The organism is Marinilactibacillus sp. XAAS-LB27, assembly GCF_036039175.1.
Taxonomy (GTDB): domain Bacteria; phylum Bacillota; class Bacilli; order Lactobacillales; family Carnobacteriaceae_A; genus Marinilactibacillus.
This window is the reverse complement of the sequence record NZ_JAYXKP010000001.1, coordinates 216,167-236,935: the sequence shown is the minus strand read 5'-3', so window position 1 is coordinate 236,935 and position 20,769 is coordinate 216,167. Positions and strand designations below refer to the sequence as shown.

General features: G+C 36.5%; 22 protein-coding genes. All 22 read right to left on the bottom strand.

Translation table 11 applies throughout. The features are described 5' to 3' along the window. Positions 1-3: 3 nt before the first annotated feature. Positions 4-396, bottom strand: coding sequence for a flagellar protein FlaG (locus VXN63_RS01020; protein WP_327756114.1), 393 nt, complete (start codon positions 394-396; stop codon positions 4-6). Positions 397-537: 141 nt separating this feature from the next. Next, entirely contained in the window at positions 538-1,353 is an 816-nt protein-coding gene (locus tag VXN63_RS01015; RefSeq protein WP_327756113.1) for a flagellin N-terminal helical domain-containing protein, read from the bottom strand. Between the two features lie 150 nt (positions 1,354-1,503). Beyond that, on the bottom strand, positions 1,504-2,418 hold the full coding sequence (flgL, locus tag VXN63_RS01010; protein ID WP_327756112.1) for a flagellar hook-associated protein FlgL: 915 nt from the start codon (positions 2,416-2,418) through the stop codon (positions 1,504-1,506). 3 nt (positions 2,419-2,421) lie between these two features. Further along, positions 2,422-3,909, bottom strand: coding sequence for a flagellar hook-associated protein FlgK (flgK, locus tag VXN63_RS01005; protein WP_327756111.1), 1,488 nt, complete (start codon positions 3,907-3,909; stop codon positions 2,422-2,424). 13 nt (positions 3,910-3,922) lie between these two features. Further along, positions 3,923-4,288: a hypothetical protein gene (locus VXN63_RS01000; protein ID WP_327756110.1), complete on the bottom strand. Its 366-nt coding sequence runs from the start codon at positions 4,286-4,288 to the stop codon at positions 3,923-3,925. Between the two features lie 3 nt (positions 4,289-4,291). Continuing rightward, a complete protein-coding gene (gene flgM / locus VXN63_RS00995) occupies positions 4,292-4,579 on the bottom strand; it encodes a flagellar biosynthesis anti-sigma factor FlgM (RefSeq protein ID WP_327756109.1) in 288 nt (95 codons plus the stop codon). Between the two features lie 214 nt (positions 4,580-4,793). Then, a complete protein-coding gene (gene fliY, locus VXN63_RS00990; RefSeq protein WP_327756108.1) occupies positions 4,794-5,909 on the bottom strand; it encodes a flagellar motor switch phosphatase FliY in 1,116 nt (371 codons plus the stop codon). Continuing rightward, positions 5,902-6,906, bottom strand: a complete 1,005-nt coding sequence (gene fliM, locus VXN63_RS00985) for a flagellar motor switch protein FliM (protein ID WP_327756107.1) — start codon at positions 6,904-6,906, stop codon at positions 5,902-5,904. Before fliM ends, fliY begins: the two co-directional genes overlap by 8 nt. Continuing rightward, on the bottom strand, positions 6,906-7,319 hold the full coding sequence (locus tag VXN63_RS00980; RefSeq protein ID WP_225743875.1) for a chemotaxis protein CheW: 414 nt from the start codon (positions 7,317-7,319) through the stop codon (positions 6,906-6,908). Before VXN63_RS00980 ends, fliM begins: the two co-directional genes overlap by 1 nt. A 94-nt stretch (positions 7,320-7,413) precedes the next feature. Then, positions 7,414-7,776, bottom strand: a complete 363-nt coding sequence (locus tag VXN63_RS00975) for a response regulator (RefSeq protein ID WP_225743874.1) — start codon at positions 7,774-7,776, stop codon at positions 7,414-7,416. A 22-nt stretch (positions 7,777-7,798) separates the two neighbouring features. After that, positions 7,799-8,401, bottom strand: coding sequence for a chemotaxis protein CheC (locus VXN63_RS00970; protein WP_327756106.1), 603 nt, complete (start codon positions 8,399-8,401; stop codon positions 7,799-7,801). Further along, positions 8,401-10,401: a chemotaxis protein CheA gene (locus VXN63_RS00965; protein WP_327756105.1), complete on the bottom strand. Its 2,001-nt coding sequence runs from the start codon at positions 10,399-10,401 to the stop codon at positions 8,401-8,403. Before VXN63_RS00965 ends, VXN63_RS00970 begins: the two co-directional genes overlap by 1 nt. 25 nt (positions 10,402-10,426) lie before the next feature. Continuing rightward, positions 10,427-11,206, bottom strand: coding sequence for a CheR family methyltransferase (locus tag VXN63_RS00960; RefSeq protein WP_327756104.1), 780 nt, complete (start codon positions 11,204-11,206; stop codon positions 10,427-10,429). Positions 11,207-11,215: 9 nt separating this feature from the next. Then, on the bottom strand, positions 11,216-12,226 hold the full coding sequence (cheB, locus tag VXN63_RS00955; protein WP_327756103.1) for a chemotaxis-specific protein-glutamate methyltransferase CheB: 1,011 nt from the start codon (positions 12,224-12,226) through the stop codon (positions 11,216-11,218). Between the two features lie 44 nt (positions 12,227-12,270). Then, positions 12,271-12,753: a chemotaxis protein CheD gene (locus tag VXN63_RS00950; protein ID WP_327756102.1), complete on the bottom strand. Its 483-nt coding sequence runs from the start codon at positions 12,751-12,753 to the stop codon at positions 12,271-12,273. 35 nt (positions 12,754-12,788) lie between these two features. Next, positions 12,789-13,265, bottom strand: a complete 477-nt coding sequence (locus VXN63_RS00945; RefSeq protein WP_327756101.1) for a chemotaxis protein CheW — start codon at positions 13,263-13,265, stop codon at positions 12,789-12,791. 27 nt (positions 13,266-13,292) lie between these two features. Then, positions 13,293-15,539 (bottom strand): methyl-accepting chemotaxis protein, encoded by a 2,247-nt coding sequence (locus VXN63_RS00940; RefSeq protein WP_327756100.1) that lies wholly within the window; start codon positions 15,537-15,539, stop codon positions 13,293-13,295. Between the two features lie 208 nt (positions 15,540-15,747). Further along, positions 15,748-16,506: a methyl-accepting chemotaxis protein gene (locus VXN63_RS00935; protein WP_327756099.1), complete on the bottom strand. Its 759-nt coding sequence runs from the start codon at positions 16,504-16,506 to the stop codon at positions 15,748-15,750. A gap of 120 nt (positions 16,507-16,626) precedes the next feature. Next, entirely contained in the window at positions 16,627-17,859 is a 1,233-nt protein-coding gene (locus VXN63_RS00930) for a cache domain-containing protein (RefSeq protein WP_327756098.1), read from the bottom strand. A gap of 238 nt (positions 17,860-18,097) precedes the next feature. Further along, on the bottom strand, positions 18,098-19,333 hold the full coding sequence (gene hflX / locus VXN63_RS00925; protein ID WP_327756097.1) for a GTPase HflX: 1,236 nt from the start codon (positions 19,331-19,333) through the stop codon (positions 18,098-18,100). A gap of 4 nt (positions 19,334-19,337) precedes the next feature. After that, entirely contained in the window at positions 19,338-20,276 is a 939-nt protein-coding gene (gene miaA, locus VXN63_RS00920) for a tRNA (adenosine(37)-N6)-dimethylallyltransferase MiaA (protein ID WP_327756616.1), read from the bottom strand. Positions 20,277-20,390: 114 nt separating this feature from the next. Then, entirely contained in the window at positions 20,391-20,738 is a 348-nt protein-coding gene (locus VXN63_RS00915; RefSeq protein WP_327756096.1) for a GRAM domain-containing protein, read from the bottom strand. Positions 20,739-20,769: the final 31 nt, after the last annotated feature.

Here is a 20,769-nt window from a genome sequence, read left to right as displayed (position 1 = left end):
TGATCACTCCATTCTATCTACAATAAGTCCAGACCATTCCCAAATACCCGCAATAATATCCAACATTTTTTCAGGTGGAATTTCACGCAGAACTTCTTTCGTATTAATATCAACTAGTTCAACTAAAGTACGACCAGTACCATCATGCTTTCTAAACGAAAGTTGTGTATTAACCCGCTGCATCACATCTTCAGCTTCGAGAATCCATTGATTAATTTCTCTCTCAGTAGGTGGCTTTTTGACGATATTTTCTTGCTGATCAGTTCTTCTAACTTCTCTAACGGGTTGAATGGGTTCTACATAAGAATCCCCGTATAAGGATATCGTACTTTTACTATGTTGTAAAACTCTATCGATAGTTTTAATCGTATTTTGTGAATGGATACGCTGATTCATCATCACAGCTCCTATAGTCAATTAAGAAAGCTTTATTCTAATTCATAAGAATTAGGATAAGTTTACTACAATATGTAAAAACAAAACCGAAGCTGGAAAACCAGCTCCGGTTCCATATTAAATCTAGCTGTTCTATTAAGATTAACCCAATAGTTGTAGAACGCCTTGAGGCATTTGGTTAGCTTGAGCAAGCATCGCAGTTGAAGCTTGAGAAAGGATGTTAGATTTAGTAAAGCTCATCATTTCTTCAGCCATATCAACGTCACGGATACGTGAGTTAGCTTCTGATAAGTTTTCTTTAGTAGTAGTCAAGTTGTTGATTGTGTGATCTAAACGGTTTTGTTGAGCTCCAAAAGTTGCACGTGCATCAGATACTGTTTGAATAGCTGCATCTAAAGAAGTTGTAGCTAATTTAGCATTCTCTGCTGAATCAACTGCTAATGCATCAATCCCTAGTGCAGACGCTGAAGCATCAATCGTTGAAACTGTAAGAGCTGTGTCATCACTGTTCGCACCAATCTGAATGTTAAGATCAGTAACTGCTCCACCTAATAATTGTTGACCATTGAATTTTGTGTCGCTTGAGATACGTCCGATTTCTTCTGTTAATTGTGTGATTTCTAAATCAATAGCTTCTCTGTCTTTTACTGAGTTAGTATCATTTGCAGCTTGTACTGTCAAATCACGCATACGGTTTAGGATAGAGTGAGTTTCATTTAATCCACCTTCTGCAGTTTGGATAAGTGAAATCCCATCTTGAGCGTTACGAGTAGCTTGAGATAAACCAGAAATTTGATTTTTCATTTTTTCTGAGATTGAAAGTCCAGCAGCATCGTCACCGGCTTTGTTGATTCTAAGACCTGAAGATAGTTTAGCTAAAGAGTTAGCTTTTGATCCGTTTGCTTGAGTTAAGCGAGAGTATGTATTCATCGCTGCAGTGTTAGTATTAATACGCATGTTAATTTCCTCCAATGTTTTGTGTGTTTGTTTTGTAAGACGTTATCGCCTTCTAATTATAGTATCGGAAGGTTGTAAATAATGTTAACCCTAAAAAGTAAAATAAAATAAAAAAACTACTCAACTTTTCGTTGAGTAGTTTTATCGAGTCTATCTAATATAATCAAGTAGATTATTTTGTAGAATTTTCGTACCCATCTGTAAAGAAGCTTCATAAGAAACCATCTCCATGGAGTATTTCATATATGTTTCTGCCAAGTCAATATCTTGAGTATTAGAATACGTCGTTTTTAAATTAATATACTCAGATTCGTTTCGGTCTTTTGCTGCAACCAAACGGTTTTGAGTCGCACCAATATTAGTACGGAGGTTGACGATATTATTCATTTGTTCATCGACACTGTTCAGTAATTTTCCACCTAATTTATCTGTATCATTCTCATCAAGCGCAACTAATAACTCATTAAAGAAAGATCCTAAATCTGTTCCATCTTCTTGCTGATTCATTAAAGTCGTTCCATCCGTTTTCAATTCGACTGTAACACCACGAGCGATTTCTTTTGTAGTATTGTCTGATGTGCCTTGATAGCTTACATTCAAGAAATTTCCTTCTTCATCTAATTCTTTTGCGAATGGCTTTGTTGTTGTATTATTTCCAGCGAAAATATATTTTCCACCGAAACTTGTATTCAAAGAATCCAGTAAAGTATCTACTTCACTTTCTACTTCGGATTTTATGGCCTGGCGGTCTTGTTCATTATAAGTTCCATTAGCTGCTTGTTGTGTTAAGGTATAGATTCTCTGAATAGAAGTCGTAGCATTAGCTAATGCTGAATCTTGAACATTAGTAAAATCAATAGAATCATTGATGGTTGTCTTATACTCATCATTTTGTTTGATTTCATTGTTCAGGTCCAATACTTTTGAAACCTTCAATGGATCATCACTTGGTCGACTAACTTGTTGCATTGTTGATAGCTGTTCCTGATATTTATAAACATTTGACATATTATTGTTTAAGTTACGCATAAAGTTTTTGGACATTAAAGAATTGGTTATTCTCATTTATTACACCCCAGTTCGGTTAATCAAAGTATCCAGCATATCTGATAAGGTCTGTAGAACTCTTGAATTCGCTTGGAAAGCACTTGAATATTTGATCATATCAACCACTTCATCATTGATATCAACACCAGATACAGAATCACGTCGCTGTTCAAGCAAAGCCATCAAACCTTCTTGAGTATCCAACATATTATCTGATTGCTGCTTAATGATTCCCATGTTGGTGACCATACCGTTATATTTACTGAAGAGAGTTGATCCTTTTCCACCGTTGTCAATCGTCATCGTATCTGATTTATACCAATCAGAACCACTAGGAATTGGTGTGTTTTTAAGACTGGAAATCAATTGAGCCCTTGAACCGTCTCCAGCAATTCTATTATCCATATCTTTACCAGTTACAACTAGATTATTATCGTTTCTAAGTTCTTGATTAACTTGAATACTTGAAGAAGCATTTTCTGCAGAAACAGTAAAGAATGCTCTACCTTCTCCACCATTGCTATGAATCGTATTCACGGCTGATGCAAAACTAAAGACAAATTCATCCAAATCTTTTTGCATATCACCGATAACTGCTAATGCTTCTTGCGTTCCTTTTACTGCACCAGATTCTAAATTAATCGGTGTATAAGTCGTTGAATTATCTGCGCCTGCTTTGACTACAAATTGTCCAACTTCAGCTGCACCATCAAGTACGGATCCATCCGATAATACCGACTGTCCATCTTCATTCAAACTTGTAACCGCCATAATCTCTTTACGAGAATTTGCATCTAATACATTCTGACCGTCCATTGAAACAGCTACACGGTTATACTTATCTCTTTCAATGGTAACGTTCCCTTGACTAGCCAATTTATTAACCAATTGATCTTGAGTATCTAGTAAATCATTAGGCGCGTATCCTCTAACGGAAGCTTGCCAGATTTGCTGATTCAAGTCTTCCAATTGTTTCAAGGTCGAATTTGCATCAACTGCTGACTTGTCTAAACCTTGAATCGTATCTCTTTTTAAAGCATCCATAGCGTTAGACATATGCTTCACTGTATCAACAAAAGTTTCACTAGTTTGAACTAACATCGTTTTCGAAGCAGCTTGTTCTGGGTTTGACCCTAAATAAGTCCAAGCGTTAAAGACTTCTGAAATCTGGTTCGCAAGTCCTGTAGAAGAAGGTTCATTAAAAGTCGCTTCTAATTGACCGATTGTGTCAGAAAGTGACTGATGTTTTGCTGTTGTAGAATAACCATTCATTAATTGATTATTAATAAATTGATCTTGCATGCGTGAAATACTACCAACTTGAACCCCTGTACCAACTTGACCAATGCCAGGTAGCTGTTGAGCAATATTTGTTTGTAAATTTACACGCTGCCTTGAATAACCAGGTGTATTGATGTTAGATACGTTATGTCCAATTGTCTGTAAGGCATTTTGCTGAGCTTTTAATCCACTTGTTGCGGTATTTAATGTACCGAATAATCCTGACATCTGTATGTACTCCTTATAAAGACTGGTCTAGAAATGCAGTCTGTCCTGATTTCTCGAATGTCCCTGTTTTTGAATAAGTATTTTTCTTTGTCACATTTTTTTGAATACTTGAAATTAATTGTTCCGTAAAACTCATTGATTGTTCTGTTAACATCAAGTTCGTTTCTTGTAACTCTTTAATTTCACCAGTGACTACCGCTAGCTGATCAACATCGATTTCGTCTTCGTTGAAATCCGCCAAGCTAAGCATGATTTCTTCTTTGGTTGAAATAAGTTCAAGCAGTTTTTCACCATCGTTCTGAATCAAAACTGCTCGTTCTTCAACTAACACTTCTTTTAGTTTAAACATCTTAGCTAAAACTTGTTCTGTTTTAGACATTGTTTATTGCTCCTTTTGTGACTGAATCGTGCGAACAAGTTCTGAAGAAATTTTGCTAGCATCTACTTCGTAATCTCCATTTTGAATAGCTGCTTTAATAGACTCTACTCTTTCAGAAAAAACTGTTTTGTCAGCATCATGCAGTGCTTGCGCTTCTTTTGAGATATTCACTTGAACGGGTGACTGGTTTTTAGATGTCTCTTCAGTTTTTGTTTGTTTTGAAGTTTGCCCTGATTTTGTTTGATTCACAGCGTTTAAATAGCTTTTATGTTGGTTATTAATTTTCATCATGATCGCCTCTTTTAAGATTATTTTAGTTAGGTTTTTAATTTCTAGTTAATAAACTCCTATAAGAGTTTTATACATTACTTATTATCGGTAGGCATTTAAGATTATTAAGTCTATTTATTTAACTATTCAACTTAAATAGTATAGCTTAAAAGTCTACAGGTTTAAAGTGGACAAAAAAAGACACGAAACGAGTTCGTGTCCTCTAGCCAAATGATTAATTTAAATGTGTAATGCGTTGTTCTTTACTTAAAATGTTTGTAATTCTGATACCAAAGCTTTCGTTGATAACAACAACTTCGCCTTCTGCAATCAGTTTACCATTCACATAAATCTCAAGTGGTTCATCTGTCATCTTATCTAACTCAACAACTGAACCTGTACCTAGTGACAAAATGTCTTTGATCGTTTTCTTACTTTTACCTAAGACAACACTGAAATCTAGCGGTACATCCATAATTAAATCAAGATTCCTCGGAGAAGATTTTGCTCCAGTTTGTTCTAGATCTTGGAATTTCGGTTTTTGTACATTGACAGATTCCTGAGGTTTGGGCGCTTCAGGAGCGGGTGCAACAGGTGCACTAGCTGGCGCTGGTGTTTCATTAACCATTTCTTCTTGCTCACGACCTTGAACAACCTCTGCTTCATCACCAAGCATGATTTCAACGATTTCATTGGCCGTTTCCAAAGGAAGAATCTGCATAATTTCGCTATCCAATAGACCTTCTACACTTAGCTGGAAAGAAATTTTACAAATCGTACTTTCGTCCGTGATATTCTCAAGAGTTGCTTCTTCTGGACTTTGCCATACTTCAACACTTGGTGGTAAGATATCGATCTTTTTACTAAACATCGTTGCCATTGCAGTAGACGCCGAACCCATCATCTGGTTCATCGCTTCTGCAACTGCACTTAATTCCAATTCAGTGAATTCTTTACCTTCGACATTTTTACCATCATTGCCCATCATAAGATCCGCAATAATGACCGCATCTTCAACGTCAATCATTAAGACGTTGTTTCCAACTAAACCTTCTTTAAATCCAATTGTTGTAACGACTTTTGGTACTTCACATTCATCAATAATCTGTTTTAACGTAACACCAGAAACAACGGGTGTCGTGATTTTAATCGTACGATTTAATAATTGAGAAAGTGTCGTAGCAGCTTGAGACATAGAGATATTTCCAACTTCTCCTAATATGTCTTTTGTTTCTTGTGGAATACTATGGTCAACAGGGGCTGTTTCTTCTTCCGCTACAGCCGTATCAACTGGACCTGTGCCATTTAACAATGCATCAATTTCTTCTTGTGACATTTGACCGCTACTCATCGGTACTCTCTCCTCCCATAAACTTCATAACTTCTACTGCCAGTTGATCCTCGATCATTCCTGGTTTCACTTTGTAATAAGGCTTGTCTTCAACATACATCGTCAATGGTTTTGAAGTCTTCTCATTCAACTGTATAATGTCGCCTTCTTCCATTTCAAGGAAATCAGAAATTGTCATCTGAGACTCACCAAGTAGGACTTCCAGATTCAATGGAACCTGTTCAAGGTTTTTAGAAATCTGACCTCTTTCAGAAGAATCGAATTCTTTACCTGAATGGAACCAGTTGCGGAAACTCAATTTGTCCAGCATGTCCTCAAAGAATATGTAAGGTACACACATATTGATAAAAGTCTTCTGTTCATCAAGTGTAACCGAGAATGTAACAAGTAAGACAGGTTCATTGGGAGACATTGTCTGTAGTAATTGCGGATTCGTTTCCGTATATTCTAATTCAACCTTTAGTTCTGTAATTTCTTTCCAAGCCGTTTCAAAAGAACGTAAGAATGAATTCGTAACATCTTCTAAAATAGCTCTTTCGATATCTGTGAAACTATCTTTATCTGATGGTAAAATTTCATCTGATAATTCGCTGAATCCACAAAGCAGTTCGACCATTTGTAAACTAAACTGAGGATTGATTTCTATAATCTGCATACCACTAAGTGGTTTACTTTGAAAAATACCCATTAAGGTAAAACTTGGAACTGAATGAACGAATTCATCGAACGATACTTGCTCAATTGCCGCAATTTTAATATCTACGGGCTTTCTCAGTTGGGTAGACAACAAATTGACTGCAATTTTGGAAAAGTCTTCGAATACCATCGTGATTGTTGATAGATATTCTTTTGACAAACGAACAGGTCGACGAAAATCATACGGTTTTACTTTAGGGGAATCCAGTTCCTCTACCATTTGTTCTGTATCAATTTCGCCACTGTCCATTGCATCCAACAATGCATCAATTTCTTGTTGTGACAGGACTTGTTGGCTCATTATACTTCCTCTTTCTCCTTAAAGATCTGATCCAATTCAATAACGCTTACGATACTGTCGTAAACAGATAGATATCCAGAAATGACAGATTCTTCTTCCCCACTTAATTGAAATTCGTTTTCTTCGACGTCGGTTACACCAATCACTGGACCTACTTTTAATGCGATAGGGTTCTCTTCAGTATGTATAATGATAGTGTTTTTGTACCAGTCTTCTTCAGTAGAACTTGTCTCATTCAAAAGTTTATCGAGATCAACTAATGTCATGACCTGTCCTCTTAAGTTCACTAGACCCACAGTCCACTCTGGAGCATGTGGCACTTTAGTCGTTGAAAGAATTGTCGTAATTTCTTCTACTCTATCAGTGGAAAAGCCGTAAGTTCTTTCTCCTAGACGAAATACAATTACCTGCATGACTTCGTCCCTCCTTATTATACTTATTCTAGATACAATAAAACGGTGTAGGTGTGACAATTTTTTGAATGCACATCTTCACCGTTTTATGTGTTTACTGGCTAGCTTTATCTAAAGCTTTGATAACGCGTTCTGTATCAAAAGGTTTTACGATGAAATCAATAGCTCCGGCACGAATCGCATCCATAACCATAGACTGCTGACCCATTGCTGAACACATTAAAACAACTGCATTTGGATCAAGTTGTTTGATTTCTTTAAGTGCTTCAACGCCATCTTTTTCTGGCATAGTAATATCCATAGTCACTAAATCAGGTTGCGTTTCTTTGAATTTCTCAACAGCCTCAACACCATTTTGAGCTTCTGCTGCTACCTCATATCCATTTTTTTCTAAAATATCTTTTAGTTTGATACGCATGAATGCTGCGTCATCAACAATTAATACACGTTTAGCCATTTTTAAATTTCTCCCTTCAATCCTATACGCCTAATCGACGCAATAATAATTCTAACACACCAGGCTTGGGTACAAAATACAAACTTCCTTCAATTTTGTGTCCAAGACTATAAAATTCATTTTTAATGATAAAAATGTTGTCATCATATTGCTGTTGTTCCATATAGACACTACTTACAATCGAACCAAACATATCTTCCACCATAATCGGTACTGTAGAAATAATCATCGTGTCGATTATCTTCATGACAGCCGTTATAAAAGAGTGCACTAATATGTTAACTAGCTCTGAAATGGAAGAATCGATTAATTCGTCCGTTAGTTCGATTCCTTCTGGCATGATCATTTTAGCTAACTGGTCAGCATCTTCAGGATCGACTACAAATAGGAAAATGCCATATTCATCTTCGTCCCCGAGTGCGTTCATCAGTACCGCTTTAACCACTTCTTCTTCACCACGGATTTTCTGATAAACGTCATCATAATTCATGACTTCAAGTGTTGGAACATCCATTTCAACTTTTCGGTCAATCAGTTTGGATAAACTTGTTGCTGCATTTCCTCCACCGATATTAACCATTTCCTGTAAAGCATCTAATCGAAGTAGTGATTCGTTAAGGCCCATTATCTAACTTCCCTTCTTTCTTTACAGATTGAAGTGATATCAAGAATCAGACTAATACTCCCGTCTCCCATGATGGTTGCTCCGAGAAATTGCTTCATTTCACCGAGTTCTTTTCCGAGTTTTTTGATCACAATCTCTTTTTGCTGAACTAACTCATCAACAACCAATCCATGTTTTTCATCACCAATAGATACGATAATAATGTGCGCATTACGATCATCTGTTTCTTCAAGATTTAAGGCTCTTGTAAGGCGAGTAATCGGTATCGTTGTATCATTGTAGCGATAGACTTCGTTTTGATGGACTTGAATCGCTTCTTCTTCCTCAAAACGATTGACCTTGTCAATAATGGCTTGAGGCATTGCAAAGGTTTCACCACCTGAGCGAACAAGAAGAGACTGAATGATTGAAAGTGTCAGTGGAAGAACGATTTTAAAGGTTGTTCCTTTACCCACTTCACTGATCGTTTCAATCGTTCCATTCAGGCTAGAAATTTTCTCTTTAACAGCATCCATTCCTACTCCACGTCCAGAAATACCCGTTACTTTCGCAGCAGTAGAAAAACCAGGGTGGAATATTAGTTGCTGAAGTTCTTCATCAGAAAGTCCAGTTGTATCAATCCCTTTTCTTTCTGCACTTTCTTTGATCATTTGAGGGTTCAAACCTTTACCGTCGTCTGAAAGGGTAACAACCACTCTATTTCCTTCTGGATAAGCAGCTAGTTTAACCGTTCCAAGTCTTGGTTTACCAAGTCTTTCTCTTTCATCTGGCATTTCAATACCGTGGTCAGCTGAATTTCTAAGAAGATGAATAATCGGCTCGCCAATTTCAGAGATAACCGTTCTGTCTAGTTCAGTATCTTCCCCTTCAGTAACCAGTTGAATCTCTTTACCCAGTTCATTCGCCAAATCTCTAAGCATTCTTGGAAAACGCTGCAAGACGACATTGAACGGCTGCATACGTAACTGCAAAACAAGTTCTTGAAGCTCTGTCGTAATCCGTCCAACTTCTGTTAGGGGTTCTGTTAATTCTTGAAGTTTTTCTTTTTCCGTCAGATCTTCTAGTCTCGTTCTATGGATAACCAGTTCAGATACTAGGTTCATAAACTGATCTAGTCTGGATAGATCTACTCTAATCGTTTGTTTAGAGATAGATTTTTTCGGTGCAGCGGTTTTCACTTCTGCTTCAGAAGGAACGCCTGCTTCTATGCCAACTGGTTGAGCCTCTTCTTCAATGCTAGGTGCTTTCTCAAACGGTTTGATTAAAACTTCTTCAATTTCACTCGTTTCAAGAATCTGTTCTTTTAAAGTTGATTCCTCTTGTTTGCTTAAGAGTAGGAGTTTGAAGTGTTCTTCAAACTCGCCTTCTTCGATTTTATCTGCTGAAGGCTCTGTGTGAATAATATCGCCTTCTTGCTCCAATTTATTGATGACCAGAAAGGCTCTGGCAGCTTTCATAAAGCTATCTTTATCCACTTTGACCGCAATTACGAATGCTTTGTAATCTGCTTGTTCTGCTTGCTCGATCACGGTTAGATCAGACGGATCTAATTTTTCTAATGTTAAATCCATTTTATCTGACTGAGATTCTTCAGTGATCGGCTCGCTAGAAACTTCTGTTCCATTCGAGACAGCTTCAAGTCTTGCGACAAGTGCTGAGATATCTAACTCATCACTTTCACCAGCTCTTAATGCTTCAACAATGTCTGTAAGCGTATCTAGACAATCGAAGATCAACGAAACGGTTCCTGTATCGACTTTAGCTGTTTTTGATTTAAATAGTTCAAATACATTCTCAACAGAGTGAGTCAGTTTTGCCATTGTATTGTAGCCCATCGTCGCGGCCATACCCTTTAATGTATGGGCAGCGCGGAAGATTGAGTCAATGATTTCCGTATCTTCTGGGTTTTGTTCTAGTCTCAGGACTTCTTCGTTTAATATTTCTAAATTCGTATCTGTTTCTTCAAAGAACAGATCGCGGTAGGCGCTGTTATCTTCCATACTCATCTCCTCCTTCTTTCGTAAATTATTCTATTTTCTCATAGATAAATGATGCGATTTTTCTTAACTGATACTTTTCAGGCTGATAAATGGTTTCTGTTGCACCGGTAAAGAGTAATCCACCAGTAACAAGAGAGTCTGCCATTCGCATATAGATATCATCTTTGACGTCTGATTTAAAATAAATAGTCACATTTCTACAGACGATTGCATGGAACCCTTTTTCATATTTATCTTGAACGAGATCATGCTGCTTGAACTGAACTTTTTGTTTGATCGCGTTCTGTATGCAGTAGTAACCATCTTTTAAATCAAAGTACGTATTCTTGTCTACTAATGAAACATTTTTTAATTCGTTATCTCTGTAATACCCTTTTGCAGCACGATCTAGTATTGTACGGTCAATATCTGTAGCAATAATTTTTTGTTTTAATTTGATATTATTCTTTTGTGCGATCATCGCTAGTGAATATGGTTCCGCTCCAATAGAACAAGCAGCGCTCCAGATTTTCAGTTCTTTAAATTTAGGTGATAAGTGCGTATTGATCATTAATTCAAAATTATCAAATAAATCTTTATTTCTAAAAAATTCTGTAACGTTAATCGTTATATAATCCAGAAATTGTTTTTTAAGTATTTCATCTTTAGAGATATTCTTTGCATATTCTTCAAGAGTCGTTGCACCCGACTGTTTCATAATAGTACCGATTCTTCTTTGCAGTTGTTTCTCTTTATAAGCATTCAAGTTTATATTCAAATTGCTCAAGACCCACTCATAGAAAAAATCAAAATTTAATGTCGCCATATTTTATTGTCATCCAATCATATTTTTTAGGATATCGCCGATATCATACAGGCTTGCTACCTTATCAGAGTAGCCTTTTTCCTCAACATTTCTAGGCATACCGTAGATAACCGATGTCTCCTGATTCTGTGTAATCATATATCCGCCGTTTTCTTTGATCACTTTGCTTCCTTGTGCACCATCATTACCCATCCCGGTCAGAACGACTCCGACTAAGTGATGGCTATATTTTATGGCCGCTGTTTCAAAAAGATAGTCAACTGCAGGCCTAACGCCATGTATTTTATCTTCTTCAGTCAACAATATTCTGTCACCATCTAACAACATATGTTTACCTCCTGGTGCTAGATAAACTGTATCTTTTTGTATTTTCTGTCCATCTTCTGCCTCTAAAACTGTCAAAGCAGCAATTGAATCTAATCGATTGGCGAAAGAAGTTGTGAAGCCTTTCGGCATATGCTGGACAATAAAAACTGGAATACCAATTTTAGGCGGTAACATCTTTATGACTTCTACCAGTGCCTTGGGCCCACCAGTTGAAGCGCCTATAACAATGGCTTCTACAGGTAAAGTAAAGTTACTGGTTTTTGGTATTTTCTTTTTATTAGGTAGTTTATTTGGGTTATTTTTTGATTTCGTAAATAACTTAATTTTCTTTTCTAGATTTTCTTGAAAAATTCCCCAGTCTCTATTTAGTTCCTGCGGTCTTTGAAGATAATCAACCGCGCCCATCTCAAGCGCTTTAAGGGTTGTTTCTTTTTTACTATCCGATGAACTGATCATAACTGCTGGGATAGTGTGATCTTGAATGAGTTTTTTGAGCTCTTTTGTTTCATTTAAATCAGGAACTTGTGCATCAATTGTAATCAGATCTGGAAAAGGTTGTTTCAGTTTTCCAATTGCTTCTTTACCACAACTGATGAGGCTGTGTACTTCTACACCTTCAATTTCCTGAAGGGTATGACTCATTATCCTACGCATGAATGCCGAGTCATCAATGACCATTATTTTTATCGACATTTTCTAGCATCCTTTACTTGTTAACTCTTGCGGTATTCGCAGGATTATAATATATGCAGTTCACGATTGACCATTCGCACAGTCACTTCGAATGTTTCTAGATCAACAAACATTGAACGACCCATTTTACCGCCCGTATGATCTCCTAAAATAGGAATCTTCAGTTCATTCAAGGCCTTTTCAACTGCTAAAGCATTTCTTTTTCCGATCTGCATTGTATCGTTTTGATTATTGAATTTAAACATACTAGCGCCACCAGCAATTTTAGCAATTAATTTCTTTTTACCAGTTTCTTTTTGTATTTGTTCTACAACTCTTGGTATCGCCAAGTCTGCGAATTTTTCCCACTTTGTCGTATCTTTGAATCCTTCACTTTCAGGTAGCATGATATGGATCAATGCGCCTTTTTTCGTAATCGGTTCGTGTAAAGCAATCCCTATGCATGAACCGAGTCCAATAGTGACTAAATGATTAGGTGGCTCAGAAATTTTATAATCTGAAATCCCTACCTTCACTTGTTCAGACATGGCCTTTTCCTCCGTTATTCTACTAAGCAGTTACTTTAGCTTTGTATATGGTTAATGGCAAGTAACGCCTGCATTTCCTCTGCCTGTTCAGCACTAAATAATGCGTGAGGATCTAAAATTGGTACGATCCCATCTTTAGTTTGAACGAAAGCAGAAATATAGGAGGTTGAAACTCCGTCTTTCTTTTCTCCTGAAGCTTCTTTTTTTGAAATTTGATCTTCATTGAAATCTTCAACAGCAAGCACTTCATTTACTGTTAAGCCAATCTTTTCTTCTTTCCATTTCACGACCACTGTATCTGTTTGATCAAAATTCTCTAATTTTTGTTTAAAGAATCGTTCAGATAAATCAATCATGGGCACGATTGTCCCTTCAATATCTTGCATACCAATAATGTAAGAAGATACATCCGGTACAATTGTGTAATTCTCAATGTGGACGACTCTATCCGTTTCAGCTATAGAGATTGCATAGTTTTGTTCGCCAACTCTAAATAATATGTGTTTATTCATTACAGTTCCTCATTCCTCTTTTTCATGTTAAACGAGCTGCGGATTCAGATCTGTTTCATCTTCTTCCAAATTAACTGGTGCTTGTGATGATTTAATTTCAAAGCGTTTAGCTGATTCTTTCAAATTATCTGCAACACTTTCTAAATTACTAATGTGTGCGGAAAAGTCTTCCATCGTTGCAAGGATTTCTTCAGCATTCGCTGAAACCTCTTGTGTTCCAGCAGAATTTTCTTCTGCGGAAGCAGCAATATTCTCTAATTGTGAGACAACTTCATCTTTGCGTTGATTGATAACAGAAGATGACTGCATGACGACAATCATACTCGCAACAAGTTGTTCAAGTGAGCTGGCAACATTTTCTGAAGCCGTCAACGCTTCGCCAATTTTCTCAGTTTGAACAGCACTTTCTTGATTCGTTTCTTCCAAGTGTTCAACCATGTTCGTAGATTTGCTTTGAACACTATGAATAATATTTTGAATATCTTTAGAAGATTGTGCGCTCTGTTCAGCAAGATTTCTAATTTCTTCAGCTACTACAGCGAATCCTCTACCGGCTTCACCAGCACGCGCTGCTTCTATGGAAGCATTCAGTGCAAGCAAGTTTGTTTTCTTAGCAATATTGGTAATGGCATTGACGATTCCTTCTATATTTTGAATATCTCCATCTACTTCTTCAATCTGAACTTTCAATCCATTGATCGTAGATAAGGTGGATTTCCAGTTAGTATCAACATCTTGTGTTGCAAATGTATTGCTTCCATTCAAGACCATTGTAGTGTCTGCATGCTCACCCATTTTTCCAACAGCATCATTGATATCATTTAAAGCAACTGACAGTTCATTCATTTGATTCGCTGTTTCTTCAGTGTCTTGAGTCTGCGAACTTGTTGCTTCAGCAACACCAGAAATGGTTTGTGCAACTTCAGCAGTTGCTCGACTTGTTTGATCAGATAATTCGGTTAAAGAAGTCGCCATTTCAGAAACATTCAAGCTGTTTCCTTGTATCGTCGCAATAGTGCCTTCAAATGTCTCCATCGTTTCATTGAATACAATCGCAATTTGGTGCAATTCATTTCCTTTTGGATCAAGGTCTGATTCTGCAATATTCACTTGATCAGATTTGTTTTTCGAATCTTTATTGATTAGATTTGTAAAAGGATTTTGAATATGAACAAGTTCTTTATATTTTAAACGGTGTGTCAATTTCCCATCACGAATCTGACTAAATGAATTCATGAGTGAACGTGCGATAGACATCAATACACTTGAGAATAGATAAGAAATGACTGCTGCAAGAATGATCGTAAAAATAGTAATGAAGATCATCATTTTATTTAACGCAGTAATCTCATATTGCATTTCATCAGCAGTTACCATACCAAAGATATTTAATCCTAATGAATTCAAGCTTTCATAATAAATGCCGAACTTTTCATTGTTGACTGTTTTATCTTTGATAAAACCTGTTGGGTTCTCTGTACTTGCGGTTTTTGCTGAAACAAAGAACGGGTCATTTCCATAATTTTGACCAATAATTGATTCATCAGGTGAAGCAATGGCTACTCCTTCGTCAGTGAAAATTTGAATAGAACCTGTGTCAGCAATTTCTGCATTTTTAACGTCCATTTTGATAGTCTCTAGATCTAAGTCGACTGCTAATACACCGATTACTTCTCTTCCAGCTACTAAAGGTCTCGAAACGGTCATGCGCGTTTTGTTATTCAATTCATATGGCGCTGACCACATTAAACCGGCTGATTCTGTTGCTCCTTTAAGCCAAGGTAAGGTTTGCGATAAATCACCACTTAGTGAAGCGGTCGAAACATAATCAGAATCCGCTCCTGTAGCGATATAGTAAGCATCGGCAATATATCTATTCCCTGAAGTTATGTACTGAAGGCGTGAGCTAAGATCTGAACTAGCCCCTTCTACACCGGAAGATACTTGATTCAAAATAGAATCCATTGCGAGTCTTTCAACAGTTGACTCTGCTGCAATTGCTGCACTATTAATCGTACTAACAATATTGGTCGTAATTTGTCTTTCTTGCTCTTCAATGCGCTCTGTTAAAATATTTGTTGTCTGTATGTATGTAAATAATAATGTTAATAATACGGGAATCAACATCACGATGGTCAGGATAAAAGTAATAGGCCATCGAACACTTTTATGGTCTGTTTTACTTCTATTTTGTTTGGATACCTTAAACTTTGACCAATCAAGTTTACGGATATTCTGCTTTAATCTATTCCATTGTCCATTCATTTTTTCCATTAATTCAACAAACTCCTTTAAATACGCTGTGCGTAAAGATTTTATACTACTTTAAAGAATACTTAACTGACTTTAATTACTATCGGTAAGTATTCTTAAAAGTTTATATTCAATTAGATAAAATAACATACATTTTAGAGAACTGTCACATTTGACTACACAATCGTGTGTTAGTCGATTTTAGTAATTGTTTAAATACCCTGATCTATTACTTGATTATGAATTGGCTGGTAGAACTTTTTAAATCTACTGATAAATTCTTCAAATGATGAATAGTCGATAGGAATTCATCCATAGTGGCTAGGATTTCCTCAGTATTAGCAGAGACTTCTTCCGTACTAGAAGAGGTTTCCTCAGCTGTCTCAGCGATTTCAGAAATTGCCGAAACCACGGTATCTTTCTTTTCCTCGATAATATCGGTAGATTCTATTGTTTTGTTTATGGACGTGACTAGCTCTTTGATATGTTTAGAAATGTTTTGATTGGTGCTCGTAACGTCTTTCATTGAATTTGTCTGATTATCGCTTTCTTTAAATACCTTCTCAAGAATGTTCACCATCCCTGTTGATTTATTTTGAACGGATCTTATGATAGAAGAAATGGTATCTGAAGAAGTATGACTTTGATCAGCTAGTTTTCTGATTTCAGCAGCTACTACTGCAAAACCTTTTCCAGCTTCTCCAGCTCTAGCTGCTTCTATAGAAGCATTTAATGACAAGAGATTTGTCTTTTCAGCTATTTCTAAAATGACTTCTAAAATGGTTTCAATATTTTGAATGTCCTGATCGACTGTGGAAATATTGTTTTTTAGCTGTTCAAGGGTTTTCAAGGTAGAAACCCAGTTAGAATGAACTTGGTCTAAACTTTGATCATTTCGAATAATGGCATTATTCGTTGCATCCGATTGCTCTGAAATAATATTGATATGCTTGGAAACACGATCAACCGATTTCGAGAGTTCTTTCATCTGAACAGTCGTTTCTTCGGTGTCTTTAGTTTGAACACTTGTCGCCTCAGCGATTTCAACAATTGTTTTTGAAACTTCTTCTGTTGAAGACTGAGTTTGCCCAGCAATACCTTGTAAATCTTAAGATAAGGTTGAAACTTCGTCAGCTTTATTGATCACAATTTCTATCATTCGATTAAAGGATCTCGCTGCTTGATTAAAACTAATGGCAATTTGTTGAAGCTCGTGACCGTTAGGATCGAGAGTAGGTTTCTTTTCACTTCTGTTTACTCGTTTATTTTTATTCTTTTTATTGAAATTTTTGAAAGGGTAAAAGTTAAAACTATATATCCTAGCCGTCATATCTCCATTTTCTAGTCTAAATAAGGCTTCTTGTATTGTTTTAGCGATGGTTACGATATATTCAGAGACTAGGTATCCTATCCCTACTGCTATGATTAATGCACTAATAAGGATAATGGTAAGTTTTTGTAAAAACATATTATTTTCTGTCTTCATTTCATCCGAACCAATTACCCCATAAACAATCATGTTTAGATTGTTTACGCGCTCATAATATATGGGATAGGTCTGGTTATTCAGGTTGCTAAGCAATTCACCCGAATTTTCTGTTGCATCTGTGAATAGGGTATCTTCTGATAAATCTGTGTCCTCTTGTGATAACTGCGAGAAACCAGTCTCTGAAATCACAAGCGGGTAGCCTGTTTGACCTATTTTTTTGTCCGAAACATAAGTAGAAATTTTTTCAAGATTTAAAGTCACGCCTATGACTTGATCTTGACCAGGAACTTGCATAATGACTGCCATCGTTTCGTTACCCGTTTCATTATCTTCATAGGTATCCGACAAGTAAAAGTCTTCATTCGAGTTTCTTGCTCCTTCATACCAAGCATTAGCAGATAAATAAAGATTTTCTTCTGACAATGTACCGATATTATTCGTGCCTGGACTATATATAAACACATCTGAAACATATTTTAGAGACTGTTTCAACAAACTAAAGGATTGATTCAATTGTTCTACAGCTTCGCTTTGATCAAGATTATTGATTTCCTCTGTTTCAGAGATTGATAGTAACGTTGTTTTTGCTTCATTTCCTGCGTCATAAAGCAAATCAACAATTTTTGTAGTGGCTTCTTTTTGTTCTCTTTTCACCCTATATTCAACAGCTCCACGCATATCTGCATACAATACAAAAGAACTCAACACGACTGGAACGATGACCAGTAAACTGAAAAGAATAATCAGTCGACTGCGGATAGATTTTTTTCTTTTCTCCTTAGTTTTATGTACTTTTTTGCTTTTAGTTAATAAAGTCTTTTTCTCGCTTTGAAGATTATGTTTGAACATCATAACTGGCCCACTCTTTCTAAGTATGATTTGATAACCTTCTTCATAATCGTATGAAGTTGAATCAAATTAAGCTTGTTATTTAAAATGAAACATTAAAATCACCTGTAATTTACATTATTTACATAAATCAAATAATGCAATTTCTTTTGTACGCTTACATCTGAAAATAAGTGTAGATGCGCGCAAAAAAGCTTAGAGAGTTGGATGATATCTCCTAGCTCTCTAAGCTTAATTTGTTTTATCTTCTGTGCCATAGCGAATCCGGACGTGCAAATCCCTCTACATGATACTTTTGTTTTTCCTCATCATAATGTTGTTCATTTATTATGGTTTCATTTCTAAGCTGAACAAGTAAGTCGCCTCGTGCATTAGATATCTCGACTGAATAAGGTAGCATTTGTTCTTTGATACTCTTTTCAATCTGTTCAAACAAAATTTCGATATCATCGGGATCTTTCGCTGAAATAACGACATTGGGATAAAGACTCGGTTGGAAGTTTTCATCTGCTAAGTCTTTTTTATTGTAGACCGTTAGACGTGGAATGTTATCCATTCCCAGTTCTTTAAGGAGGTCCAGTACAGTTTGCTCGTGACCTAAGATGTTCTCTTCAGAAGCATCCACTACATGAAGGAGCAAATCCACTTCTTTTGATTCTTCTAGTGTAGATTGAAAAGATTCAATGAGTTGAGTGGGCAAGTCTTGAATAAAGCCAACAGTATCGGTCATGGTTGATTTAAGACCTGAAGGTAATTCTACTTGTCTCGTTAAAGGATCCAAAGTAGCAAACAACTGATCTTTCTCATAGGTTCCAGTATCCGTGGTCATATTCAAAATCGTCGATTTACCAGCATTTGTATAACCGATTAGACCAATTTGAAAGACATTACTTTGTTTTCTCTGTTCCCTACTACGTTCACGGTGAGACTCGATTTTTTTCAGTTCTTGTTTAATATCCGTCACTTGATTCTGGATATGACGTCTGTCTGTCTCCAATTTCGTTTCTCCTGGACCACGTGTCCCGATACCGGCTCCTAGACGAGACATATTTACACCTTGTCCAGCTAATCTGGGTAACAGATACGAGAGTTGCGCCAGTTGTACTTGCAATCTACCTTCTTTACTTTGTGCTCTTAAAGCAAAGATATCCAAAATCACTTGTATCCTATCAATAACTTTTGCTTCAACTTCTTCTTGGATATTTCTGACATTTCTAGGAGATAATTCTTGGTTGAAAACAATCGTAGAAGCTTCAACTTCTTCACTTAAGTGTTTTAACTCATTCAATTTCCCTTTACCGATAACAGTCTTTGCGTCTTGACGATCTCTTTTTTGAGTCAATTCTCCAACAACTTTACCACCAGCATTTTCTACGAGTTGTTTCAATTCATCTAGAGAATATCTAAATTGATCATCTGTTTCTTTTATCTGAATACCGACTACAACGACTTTTTCATAATCTTCTTCCTGTTTCATCTACTCACATCCTCAAAAATAGTTTAAGTTCACTTTTTATTTGGTCCATTTTTTCTGGTTCTTCTACTAGATTCCACCAGCTATCAATTTTCGTACGATTTCTAAACCATGTTAACTGACGTTTTGCATATCTTCTGGAGTTTTGCTTGATTGAGTCTGTAACTTGTTCTAAACTACACCTCTTCTGGAAGTAGGGTATCCATTCTTTGTAGCCAATCCCTTTCACACTTTGAGCATCTTCAGGAACCGTTTGAATCAATTGTTCAGCTTCTTCCATCAAACCATTTTCTACCATTTCTTCCACTCTCTGATTGATTCTTTTATATAAGATTTCCCGATCTGTCGTTAATCCGATAATGAAAGCATCAAAAAGAGGCTCTTTGTCTGTTTTTTCTTTTTGCAATGTGGAGAACAATACGCCTGTAGTTTGGAAAACCTCAAGCGCTCGTATCACTCTCCTTAAATTATTTGGATGAATCATTTCTGCAGCTTCTGGATCAACTGATTCTAACTTCTCCCAAACCGCTAGATTTCCGTCATCTAAAGCAAGCTGTTCCATTTTTTCTCGATAAGCAAGGTCCGGTGCTGCTTCTCCACCGTGAGAAACATCATATAAAAGTGATTCTATATATAAACCTGTTCCACCGACAATAATGGGTACTTTGTTTTTTCCTAAAATGTCCTGAATGTCTTTCGTAGCTTTCTCTTTGAAATCAGAAACTGTATAAGGTTCATTAGGTTCTACTTCATCAATGAGATAGTGTTTCACTCTGTTTCTTTCTTCTTGTGTAGCTTTAGCTGTCCCGATATCTAGTGTTTTATAAACTTGCATAGAGTCCCCACTGATGATTTCTCCATTAATGGTTTCAGCAAGCTCCAAACTTAAACTTGTCTTTCCAACTGCTGTAGGTCCAACAATGATGATGATTTTTTCTTTCACAATTTGCCTCCAGTACGATTATCCTTACTTGTCAGTATACCACAGGATTAATTGTGAATTAACTGAATTGATTAAATCAAAGAAGCAGTAACCTCATATGAAGTTACTGCTTCTGTATTAGTCTTTTGAAACTTTATGGCTTAATTGCGTTTCTATTGCTTCGTAAAATTGATTTCGATTCGTCACAACAAAAACATGTTCCGTTCCCTGATTATCTCCAACGATGATTCTGTTTGGAATCATACCCATTGAAACACCCTTTTTCAAAACATGAACATCTGTCAACGGAATGCGCGTGATATCATAGGAAGACGTATTTTTTTGTGGATTAAAATAAAGCGCGCCATTTGTAAGGACAATTGTACCACCAAGATAGCTGAGTCCATTTTTCTTCTTGTTTGCTTTTTTTTCAAGTATGATCGACTCTTCAGGCGGTAGCTCTAAAGCTATTGGTTCGTTTTTCACTTAACACACCTTCTTTTTGAGATCATTCTTA

Coding starts and splice junctions, on each gene's coding strand:
- VXN63_RS01020 (WP_327756114.1), bottom strand. CDS start 396: ATGAATCAGCGTATCCATTCACAAAATACGATTAAAACTATCGATAGA.
- VXN63_RS01015 (WP_327756113.1), bottom strand. CDS start 1,353: ATGCGTATTAATACTAACACTGCAGCGATGAATACATACTCTCGCTTA.
- flgL (WP_327756112.1), bottom strand. CDS start 2,418: ATGAGAATAACCAATTCTTTAATGTCCAAAAACTTTATGCGTAACTTA.
- flgK (WP_327756111.1), bottom strand. CDS start 3,909: ATGTCAGGATTATTCGGTACATTAAATACCGCAACAAGTGGATTAAAA.
- VXN63_RS01000 (WP_327756110.1), bottom strand. CDS start 4,288: ATGTCTAAAACAGAACAAGTTTTAGCTAAGATGTTTAAACTAAAAGAA.
- flgM (WP_327756109.1), bottom strand. CDS start 4,579: ATGATGAAAATTAATAACCAACATAAAAGCTATTTAAACGCTGTGAAT.
- fliY (WP_327756108.1), bottom strand. CDS start 5,909: ATGAGTAGCGGTCAAATGTCACAAGAAGAAATTGATGCATTGTTAAAT.
- fliM (WP_327756107.1), bottom strand. CDS start 6,906: ATGAGCCAACAAGTCCTGTCACAACAAGAAATTGATGCATTGTTGGAT.
- VXN63_RS00980 (WP_225743875.1), bottom strand. CDS start 7,319: ATGCAGGTAATTGTATTTCGTCTAGGAGAAAGAACTTACGGCTTTTCC.
- VXN63_RS00975 (WP_225743874.1), bottom strand. CDS start 7,776: ATGGCTAAACGTGTATTAATTGTTGATGACGCAGCATTCATGCGTATC.
- VXN63_RS00970 (WP_327756106.1), bottom strand. CDS start 8,401: ATGGGCCTTAACGAATCACTACTTCGATTAGATGCTTTACAGGAAATG.
- VXN63_RS00965 (WP_327756105.1), bottom strand. CDS start 10,401: ATGGAAGATAACAGCGCCTACCGCGATCTGTTCTTTGAAGAAACAGAT.
- VXN63_RS00960 (WP_327756104.1), bottom strand. CDS start 11,206: ATGGCGACATTAAATTTTGATTTTTTCTATGAGTGGGTCTTGAGCAAT.
- cheB (WP_327756103.1), bottom strand. CDS start 12,226: ATGTCGATAAAAATAATGGTCATTGATGACTCGGCATTCATGCGTAGG.
- VXN63_RS00950 (WP_327756102.1), bottom strand. CDS start 12,753: ATGTCTGAACAAGTGAAGGTAGGGATTTCAGATTATAAAATTTCTGAG.
- VXN63_RS00945 (WP_327756101.1), bottom strand. CDS start 13,265: ATGAATAAACACATATTATTTAGAGTTGGCGAACAAAACTATGCAATC.
- VXN63_RS00940 (WP_327756100.1), bottom strand. CDS start 15,539: ATGGAAAAAATGAATGGACAATGGAATAGATTAAAGCAGAATATCCGT.
- VXN63_RS00935 (WP_327756099.1), bottom strand. CDS start 16,506: ATGAAAGAACTCTCGAAATCGGTTGATCGTGTTTCCAAGCATATCAAT.
- VXN63_RS00930 (WP_327756098.1), bottom strand. CDS start 17,859: ATGATGTTCAAACATAATCTTCAAAGCGAGAAAAAGACTTTATTAACT.
- hflX (WP_327756097.1), bottom strand. CDS start 19,333: ATGAAACAGGAAGAAGATTATGAAAAAGTCGTTGTAGTCGGTATTCAG.